The 1,920-nt window shown below is 49.0% G+C and carries 1 protein-coding gene and 1 pseudogene; both read right to left on the reverse strand.

All coding sequences use genetic code 11. The features are described from left to right. Window positions 1-54: 54 nt before the first annotated feature. A pseudogene (gene tnpC / locus FH976_RS15650) lies at window positions 55-1,664 on the reverse strand (IS66 family transposase). 68 nt (window positions 1,665-1,732) lie between these two features. Beyond that, a partial coding sequence (gene tnpB, locus FH976_RS15655; protein ID WP_194091704.1) for an IS66 family insertion sequence element accessory protein TnpB occupies window positions 1,733-1,920 on the reverse strand: 188 nt, incomplete at its 5' end.

Consider the following 1,920-nt stretch of genomic DNA (forward strand, 5'->3'; position numbering starts at 1 on the left):
GTAAGCGCCCTTAAATCAGCACTTTGGCGCTTAAATAAACACTTTTCGAGCGCGTTAGTTTAACTTTACATTCCATGGCAGCAGGGCTTCGAGTTTTTCCAGCGTGTCGGCAACGGCAATGTGGTCAAGAATGTGTTTAATGTAGCTCTGGGGATCAAGGTTATTCGCCTTGGCCGTTTCTATTAGCGAGTAACAAGCCGCACTGGCTTGGGCGCCTTTTCGTGTGTCAGCAAACAACCAATTTTTACGGCCAATGGCGAAGGGGCGGATCGCATTTTCGGCCATGACATTACTGATCATCAGCTCGCCGCGTTCGCAGTAGCCCACGAGGTATGGCCATTGATTTAAGGTGTAGTCGATGGCTGCTCTCAGTGCGCCGCCTTTCATTATTCTGGCCGCGTTGGTCTCCAGCCACTGCTTAAATTCGTTCAGTAACGGTACGCTAATTTCTTGTCGCGCCGTTAAACGCTCGGCATCGGTTTTATCCGCTATATTGCTTTCTACACGATACAGTTTGCGGATATAGCTGAGCGCAACATCCGCTTTACTCAAGACCCCCTTTTTAGCCTTCGCTTTAGTGTCAGTACTTTTATTGGCTTCCACAAATTTACGGCGTGCATGATCCCAGCATCCAATGCGGGTAATGCTGTTTTGTTTGCATACTTTACTGTAACCAGAATAGCCATCCGCTTGCAGCACGCCGTTAAAATCATCGAGCAGGCGCACGGCTACGCTCCCGGCACGCGAGGGATCGTATTCAAAGAGTACGCTAACTTGATTGGATGGCCCACCTCGGGTCACCCACATCCATTTATCCGATTGTGCTGTTTTTCCGTCTTCTTTCAGCACTTGTAGACGGGTTTCATCGGCTTGAAGGTAATCCCCGCTGTTTTGCACCTCACGCATCAGGTGCAGCAGGGGTTGAGCTGTGTCAGCGAAGCGCATGCACCATTGTGCCATGTTATTACGGTAAATCGCTTGGCCCAGCCTTTTGAGCTTACCTTCTTGACGATACAGCGGCATGCCATACAGATATTTGTCGGTAATAATGTGCGCAATCAGTGCGGTAGTGACCGAGCACTTACCAAAGGGATGCACCGGACGTTGCGCGGTCACCATTTGGTCTTCTTGGCTGTGGTTGTTAGCGGTGAACACGGCTTTTTCTTGCCAATGCTCTAACACTTTGAGTTGAGCGGGGATGTAGTGCAGCTCTTCTTTCACTTTGGTGAAGAAGGTCTTCTCCGCACCGGCCTTTTCAAGCTCAGTCAGGGTATGCTCAATGCGCTCGCGCACCAGGTTTGCCGAGAATCCGCGTTGGCGTGTTTGGCGCACTTTACGCTGCTGGGCAATCTCTGCACTTTCTTCACGCGTTTCAGGCAGCACATCAAACCGTTCATCGAGTTGAGCTTCTAGCTCGGCTTCATCAAAGAGATTGAGTTGAAAGGTGGATTTCTCGCTGCTAGCACTGAACTTCTGCGTTTTCAGCAGGCGGTTCATTTCTTCCAGTAGCTCAATTCGACGATGAGCATCTTTAAGCGTTTCATTTTTTCATCAATAACGCGTTGAAATTGCTGCTGCATTTGAGCCATAACCAAACGCAACTCAGCGGCACTGAGGCCGCTTAAGTCAGGGGTTTCAATAGAGGTGGATGGCGTCTTTTTCATGGTGAAATGATAGCAAAAAACGCCTTGAAATGCACCTGTAAAAGTAGCTAAAACCCAGTAAAATCAGGCTATCCAAGGCTGTCATACTGGAGTTTTTTATGGCCCTTAAACAAGCTAATATCATAGCCATCGAGCAGCCAGTTTATTTGCTCTCCGGTTAAGGATAAGAGTTCGTCAGCAGGCTTAGGCCACTTGAACTTCTCTTCTGCCAGCGCCTTGTAATACAGCACAAAGCCGTTGTCTTCCCACATCACGC

It is taken from the genome of Vibrio hibernica, from assembly GCF_015223435.1.
Classification (GTDB): Bacteria; Pseudomonadota; Gammaproteobacteria; order Enterobacterales; family Vibrionaceae; genus Vibrio; species Vibrio hibernica.